This window comes from Veillonella parvula, assembly GCF_001553335.1.
In the GTDB taxonomy this organism is placed as follows: Bacteria; Bacillota; Negativicutes; order Veillonellales; family Veillonellaceae; genus Veillonella; species Veillonella parvula_S.
The window spans coordinates 125,260-131,911 of the sequence record NZ_KQ960780.1 but is presented as its reverse complement, the minus strand read 5'-3'; the positions used below and the strand labels follow the sequence as shown (position 1 = coordinate 131,911).

At 35.4% G+C, this 6,652-nt stretch carries 6 protein-coding genes and 1 tRNA gene; 5 read left to right on the top strand and 2 right to left on the bottom strand.

What is annotated here, in order from left to right; translation table 11 throughout:
• Positions 1-377: 377 nt before the first annotated feature.
• Both HMPREF1865_RS01985 and HMPREF1865_RS01980 read right to left on the bottom strand, forming a co-directional pair.
• A complete protein-coding gene (locus tag HMPREF1865_RS01985) occupies positions 378-587 on the bottom strand; it encodes a TOBE domain-containing protein (RefSeq protein WP_004693239.1) in 210 nt (69 codons plus the stop codon).
• An 88-nt stretch (positions 588-675) separates the two neighbouring features.
• A tRNA-Gly gene (locus HMPREF1865_RS01980) sits at positions 676-749 on the bottom strand.
• Between the two features lie 138 nt (positions 750-887).
• On the opposite strand from HMPREF1865_RS01980, the gene HMPREF1865_RS01975 reads away from it, so the two are divergent.
• The 5 genes from HMPREF1865_RS01975 to purR all read left to right on the top strand — a co-directional run bounded on the left by HMPREF1865_RS01975 (position 888) and on the right by purR (position 6,592).
• The gene (locus HMPREF1865_RS01975; protein WP_060919009.1) at positions 888-2,219 is read left to right on the top strand and encodes a PepSY-associated TM helix domain-containing protein; all 1,332 of its coding nucleotides are present in this window, start codon (positions 888-890) and stop codon (positions 2,217-2,219) included.
• A 97-nt stretch (positions 2,220-2,316) separates the two neighbouring features.
• A complete protein-coding gene (gene nhaA, locus HMPREF1865_RS01970) occupies positions 2,317-3,474 on the top strand; it encodes a Na+/H+ antiporter NhaA (protein WP_060919008.1) in 1,158 nt (385 codons plus the stop codon).
• Positions 3,475-3,509: 35 nt separating this feature from the next.
• Positions 3,510-4,682, top strand: a complete 1,173-nt coding sequence (gene nhaA, locus HMPREF1865_RS01965; RefSeq protein WP_060919007.1) for a Na+/H+ antiporter NhaA — start codon at positions 3,510-3,512, stop codon at positions 4,680-4,682.
• 261 nt (positions 4,683-4,943) lie between these two features.
• Positions 4,944-5,552, top strand: coding sequence for a peptidoglycan-binding protein (locus tag HMPREF1865_RS01960; protein ID WP_060919006.1), 609 nt, complete (start codon positions 4,944-4,946; stop codon positions 5,550-5,552).
• Positions 5,553-5,773: 221 nt separating this feature from the next.
• A complete protein-coding gene (gene purR / locus HMPREF1865_RS01955) occupies positions 5,774-6,592 on the top strand; it encodes a pur operon repressor (protein ID WP_008713583.1) in 819 nt (272 codons plus the stop codon).
• Positions 6,593-6,652 lie beyond the last annotated feature (60 nt).

Genomic DNA, 6,652 nt, shown 5'->3' with positions numbered 1-6,652 from the left:
TGCATCACTTTCTTCCGAACGTAAGATTTACCGAGCTGCGAAGCAGAGAAGGAAAATCCACAGTGAGGATTGATAGGAAGCCGCGGCTAATGGTAGTATCTAACTAATCCATACGGTAACGAGGCACAACGTGCCAATGTTACCGAACCGTAAAGCAGTTGAGCTACTTTAAATATATGTAAATAAACTTTATCTAATCGATACCGCGGTGCGCAGCACCAATGGTATCGAACCGTAAACTAGTTGAGCAACTCCATATTTATGTAAATAACAAGCCCCATGATCACAAAATCATAGAGCCTATATATTAATAACAACTTATTAGGAATTTAATATATATACAAAAAAAGAGCTGCCTAAGCAGCTCTAATTCTTTATTATTCTACACCAACCATTACGCTAGTGGATTTGATAACAGCGACAACTTCTTTGCCAACTGCTAAGCCTAATTCTTTAACGGATTGAATAGTAATGTCAGCAGTAACAATATTATTATTACCTACGTTGATTTTTACGATTGCATTTACAGCGCCTTCTTGGATCTCAACGATAGTACCTTTTAATTGATTTCTTGCACTTAATTTCATGGATATCTCCTTAAAAAACAATACAAAAAGTATATATATTATAATATTTTGCATATAATTTGTGATATACATTACATCACAAATTATATGGAGCGGGCGAAGGGAATCGAACCCTCCTCTCAAGCTTGGGAAGCTCGCATTCTACCGATGAACTACGCCCGCACGATGTAAATATTGTATCATATATTTACATATACATTCAAGTAATCATAGATATATCTATGATTATACCTATAGTAGTAAATGTATTGAATTACTTTCAATCTAGATGTATAAAATAATAGAAAAGGAGGAATTCGTATGTCAAAAGTATATAAAGTTCATAAATGGTTATCTATCATTTCCTTAATTTTCTTCTTAATGTTTTGTATTACAGGATTAGTACTCATGTTTCGAACTGAGTTAAATGCATGGGCTCAAGGTGGAACAACACATCATTCATCAGCTATAATGTCGATGAATGAACATGAAGAATCTATATTTAAGTATGCTGATCAGGGGGCACTACTTGTTAAACAGAAATATCCATCAAAAGATATTTTGAATATATCCCCTGCTATGGGGGCTACACATATTTTACGGTATCGTATTATTGAATCTACGGCTACGGTAGCACCTCCAGCTCGCATGGGAATGGGTGGGGATTATGTTTTATATAATCCTATATCTAAAGAACTGATTACTTCACATAATGAGCCTCCTGTACATCCTTGGATTCGTAGTATGTTACATACTCTTCATCAATTACATACACGATTAGATTTAGGTAAAATTGGCATATATATTGTAACATTCTTATCATTTTTATGTAGTCTCACTATTATTTCAGGGATTTTTTTATATGGTCCATTTCGTAAAAGTTATTCTAAGGCCTCTGTTTTATCTAAGAAAATGAAAATAGGTGCATTACATCGTGAATTCTCAATAGTTGCAACGGTCTGGGGATTTATATTATGTATAACAGGTGTATGGATTGGGGGCTTTTTTATTGCAAATGATAACTATAATGCCGATGTACTTCATAATGCTAAACAGGAACTTTCGATTGGACAATCTGAAATATTGCAACCATCAGAAGCAATTTCTCGTATAATGAAAGTATATTCAGATCGACAAGTTATTTCTATGGATTATCCATCTAAGTTTAACAATTACCATTATGCATTTTATTTAGGTGCAGAAAATGATGATGATCCAGCTATGTTTCTTGGACAGCCTGTATATGCTAACTTGTATGTCGATTCTAGTAATGATAGATTTTCTACTAAAGCAGTTCCATGGTATTTTACAGGTATGACGACTATGATTAACCTACATATTCATAATCATAATACGATGGCTCTGAAGATATTGTGGGCTATATGGGATATTGTTCTCATTATTGGTATCGTGACTGGACTTATGATGACTATTATTAGAAAGTATAAAAAATCAGATGTAATTCTATCTAAAGTATCGGTAGAGGAAAAGCATATTTGGCGTACACCATTATTTTGTAGTATATCTGTTCTTATAGGATTGCTTCTACCACTTTGGCAAAATCCTGTTATGAATACGATTGCTGCTATTTGTTTAACTGTATCACTTATTGTATTTTTTATCTCTTTACTTAAAGAAAGTAAACAATATTGATTATTTTCGAACTGAAATGATATAATAATAAATATAGTTGTTTTTATATACATAAAAATACGTATTATTATTTATGACTCAGAAAGTGGTAGTTATTATGAATTTTATAAAAGCATTTTTCCAGTCAGAGTCTGCTGGTGGGATATCCTTGCTGTCCGCTGCTATTTTAGGCGTTCTTGTGGCGAACTCACCGATTGCAGCACAGTATTTTGCAGTCATGCAAATACACCTTGGTCCAATGACTATACTGGAGTGGGTAAATGATGCCTTAATGGCTCTTTTTTTCCTTTATGTTGGTATAGAGATCAAGAAGGAAATGATTTCTGGGGAGCTTGATACGAAGGCGAAACGTGTGCTTCCCGTATTAGCCGCATTTGCAGGTGTTATTACGCCAGCTATTGTGTATTATTTTGCGGCTGGATATATGCCAGAATATAGACATGGTTGGGGGATTCCTACCGCTACAGATATTGCTTTTGCTATAGGCGTTATTACAATGCTTGGTAATAAGGTATCTACAGCGATGAAAGCCTTTCTAGCTGCATTAGCTATTATTGACGACTTGATTGCCATAGTCGTTATTGCTCTCTTTTATGGGGCAGGCGTTAATTTTATGGATTTAATAGCTGCTGCGGCTGTAACTGGTTTACTGATTTATACTAATAAGCAAGGCTATTTAAGACCACTTCCGTATTGTGTTCTAGGATTAGTTCTTTGGTATTTAGTTTTAAAATCTGGTGTGCATGCTACCATTGCCGGTGTTGTACTGGCTATGACAATTCCTTTTAAAGGTAAAGTTATAGATAAGGTAGTATATCCTATGGAAGAATGGGCCCATGCTTTACGCAATTGGGTAAACTTCTTAATTATACCATTATTTAGTTTTTTAAATGCTGGTGTATCCTTTGCTGATTTTTCCATAGATAATTTATTCCATCCTGTAATCATAGGTGTTTCATTCGGTTTAATCTTAGGAAAACAATTAGGTATATTCTCTGCCGTCTACATTTTGGTTCAATCTAAGGCAATTAAGATGCCTACAAAAACGACGTGGCCTGAAATTTATGGGACAGCTATTTTGTGTGGTATTGGCTTTACTATGAGTCTCTTTGTTGCCACATTGGCTTTCCCTCCGGGTATAACTCAAGAAATGGCTAAGGTTGGGATCTTCATAGGTTCTATCTTATCAGGTTTACTAGGTGCAATAGTTTTAATATTGGCTTATCAAATACGCAAAATGCGTGGTAAGATTTGATAGGATAATCTTTTGAACACATAGAAAGGATTCAAATGGAACGTATATTTGTTTTCTTACGCTCTCCAGGTGCAGCAACGTCTGTACTATTAGGAGCAACTGTACTCGCTTTAATTTTGGCGAATTCGCCATCAGCTGAACAATACTTTCAAATCGTTAATCATCATATAGGGAACTTAACTGTTCTAGAATGGGTGAATGATGCATTAATGACTATTTTCTTCCTTTTTGTTGGTCTTGAAGTTAAACGTGAGTTAGTTGCGGGTGAGCTCAATACGAATGCTAAGCGCGTAATGCCTGGTATCGCCGCCTTATTTGGTGTTATTACACCAGCTATTATTTACTATTTAATAGCTGGTTCACACTCTGAGTACATTCATGGTTGGGCGATACCTACGGCAACAGATATTGCCTTTTCTATTGGTATAATCTCTGCATTAGGATCTAGAGTACCTAATTCAATGAAAGTATTTTTAACGGCACTCGCTGTTATAGATGATCTTATCGCGATAATTGTTATTGCTATCTTCTATGCGGCTAGCATTAATACAATGTATTTACTAGCTGCCGCAGTAGTGGTAGCAGCCCTTATTTACTGTAATAAACAAGGTTATGTACGTCCTTTACCATATATCATTCTTGGTTTTATCTTATGGTATTGTGTATTGAAATCTGGCTTACATGCAACCATGGCTGGTGTAATTTTAGCCATGACAATTCCATCTCGCGGTCGACGTGGTCGTAAGTATGTTCGTCCAATGCAACATTGGGAACATTTATTATCCAATTGGGTTAGTTTTTTAATTGTACCAATATTTGCATTCTTTAATGCTGGTGTAGATTTACGTAATGTATCTGTTAATGACTTAACGCATCCTGTAGTGCTTGGTGTTGCATTAGGTCTTATTATAGGGAAACAATTAGGTATTTTTGGTGCAGTATTTGCGATGGTGAAATGTGGCCTTGTACCAATGCCTACAGAAGCTAATTGGAAGCATGTATATGGTACTGCGATTGTATGTGGTATAGGCTTTACAATGAGTATCTTCGTATCTATCTTGGCATTTGAACCAGGTCACGCTCAAGAAATGGCAAAAGGTGGCGTTATACTTGGCTCATTAATCTCTGCATTATTTGGTTACATCTTCTTAAGACTTGTTGGTGCAAACCGAAAAGAATGTCATATTGGTGTATACCATAACTGCTAAAATTAAATATAACTATTAAATCTCCATTGTAGACTGAAGAGAATTTCCGACTTTAGAAGTAATCTAAGTGAATATTCTTGCAGGATATAATGGAGATTTTCATTGGTATCTTATAATTTTATGATATATATGTAATACACCTTTAAAATTATTACTATAACTATAATTTAATATATGAATTATTGATATTAATAGAACCTTTATGGTTTATAGATTATTTAAAACTGTATAGTATACTACTTAATGTAAGGTGAGGTGTATATGATAAAAATAATAATTATTACATGTACGCTTGTTTGTATGATTGTAATGGTATCCTCTGTATCATTAGCAAAAACTATTGATCGGGGGCAACGAGGGCATCACGTTAGTAAGGTGCAAACCATGTTAAAGCATCAAGGTTTTTTACATGATTCTATAGATGGCATTTACGGTCATAATACAGAACAAGCTGTTCGAAAATTTCAAAAATCTAAAGGGCTCCCTGTAGATGGTCGTGTTGGTCCTGCTACGATGAATGCTTTGGAAAAGATGGAGACTCGTTATGGAGGCCATGGCACAGAACGCAATCATAATGGAGTGCCTAATAAATACTCTAAAGTTTTAACGATGGAGGCTAGTGGCTATTCATCTCAAGATCCTGGCAACGGAAAATATACAGCTACAGGTAGTCGTCTACGGAAGGGACTTGTGTCTGTAGACCCTAAATTAATTCCTTTGGGAACGCGATTATATATTGAAGGTTATGGCTATGCTGTAGCTGACGATGTAGGTGGTGCTATTAAAGGGCATCGCATTGATTTAGCTTTTGATTCTCGTGCAGAAGCATTACAGTTTGGACGTCAATCTGTAAAGGTTTATATTTTATAATGATAACTCTCTAGCTTTATATAACTATATGATAGGTTTATAGACTAAAATCATATTCTTGTATAAAATGCTAGAGAGTTTTTCTTTTACCGAATTATAATGTATTCAAAACCTCGAATATTCGGAAATTATGGTATAATATAGATATATGATGATGACTCAAGATGTTAAATTGATGAGTATACTCAATAGTTATATGATGAATGGTAAAGGATAACCCTATGGATAAAGTACGGCGTGTAGAACGAATGGTGGCAATGACAAAACTGTTAGTTGATTCACCGCAAAAATTGATTCCTTTAAATTACTTTTGCGACTTTTTTGGCATGGCTAAATCAACGGTTAGTGAAGATTTGACATGTGTAAGGCAGTCTATGGAACACTTTCAACTGGGGACCTTAGAAACGGTGGCCGGTGTAGCTGGTGGGGTACGATTTATTCCGCATCGTAAGGGAACACAAGCGAACGATATTTTACGCGATGTACAAGCTCGTTTAATGGAGCCAGATCGCATCATTCCAGGTGGTTTTATTTATATGTCTGATATCTTATATGATTGGCACGTAATGACACGTCTGGGTGAGATTATTATGACTCGTTTTGTGAACCGTGAACCAGACTATATTTTGACTGTAGAAACAAAGGGGATCCCTTTGGCTGTAATGGTAGCGAGAGCTTTCAATAAACCACTTGTTATTGCTAGACGTGATAGTAAGGTAACAGAAGGTTCTGCTATTAGCATTAATTATGTAACAGGTTCCTCTGGGCGCATTCAAACTATGACACTAACTAAACGGGCAATTCCTCCTAATGCGAAGGTGTTAATTATCGATGACTTTATGAAAGCTGGCGGTACTGCTAAGGGGCTTAAAGAATTAGTTCTTGAAATGAGTGGGGTCGTTGTTGGCACAGGTGTTCTTGTAGCTACAGCTGAACCAAGTCCGAAATTGATCGATGATTATGAATCACTATTTACTTTTTATGGCATCGATGAAAATACAAAGAAAATTAGTATAGAGCCTGTGTTAGATGAAGAGTAAATCATTAATATTAGGAAGATTATAGGCTGATATAATGGTTTATATTGAGTATTGACCTAT

Bases quoted from the DNA above. Each gene is read 5' to 3' on its own strand.
- purR (WP_008713583.1), top strand. From the start codon at position 5,774: ATGGATAAAGTACGGCGTGTAGAACGAATGGTGGCAATGACAAAACTG.
- HMPREF1865_RS01960 (WP_060919006.1), top strand. From the start codon at position 4,944: ATGATAAAAATAATAATTATTACATGTACGCTTGTTTGTATGATTGTA.
- nhaA (WP_060919008.1), top strand. From the start codon at position 2,317: ATGAATTTTATAAAAGCATTTTTCCAGTCAGAGTCTGCTGGTGGGATA.
- HMPREF1865_RS01975 (WP_060919009.1), top strand. From the start codon at position 888: ATGTCAAAAGTATATAAAGTTCATAAATGGTTATCTATCATTTCCTTA.
- nhaA (WP_060919007.1), top strand. From the start codon at position 3,510: ATGGAACGTATATTTGTTTTCTTACGCTCTCCAGGTGCAGCAACGTCT.
- HMPREF1865_RS01985 (WP_004693239.1), bottom strand. From the start codon at position 587: ATGAAATTAAGTGCAAGAAATCAATTAAAAGGTACTATCGTTGAGATC.